The sequence below is a fragment of the Pseudoalteromonas rubra genome, assembly GCF_000238295.3.
GTDB lineage: Bacteria > Pseudomonadota > Gammaproteobacteria > Enterobacterales > Alteromonadaceae > Pseudoalteromonas > Pseudoalteromonas rubra.
Window position 1 is genome coordinate 1 of sequence record NZ_AHCD03000033.1, and the last position, 297, is coordinate 297.

A 297-nucleotide genomic window follows, 5' to 3' on the forward strand; every position below is an offset into this window, starting at 1 on the left:
CAGTTTCGTCGTTCTTTATCCTGATGCGTTATTGCCATCAGATATTGCTTGGTCACATAGACGAGCTATGCTCCCGGCGACAATATCTTCGGCGGCTTAGCCTCAGAATAAATAACTTTGAACCTGCCGTGCATATCTCAGCACAGGCTGTATATTCAAAGACTGATTTTAACTTCGCCAGAAGTTAAGTAATACTAAAGTAGACGCTAATTAATCCGTTCTTTATAAAAGAAATGATTAATCGGCATTTTTCTTTCGAAAACTCTATAGAACAACAATTTTCATTGTCATTCCGAG

At 38.4% G+C, this 297-nt stretch carries 1 protein-coding gene; it reads left to right on the plus strand.

The genetic code is table 11. From position 1 onward, the window contains the following. Window positions 1–188 (plus strand): hypothetical protein (locus PRUB_RS26355; protein WP_206759879.1); only part of this gene is annotated, 188 nt, incomplete at its 5' end. Window positions 189–297: the final 109 nt, after the last annotated feature.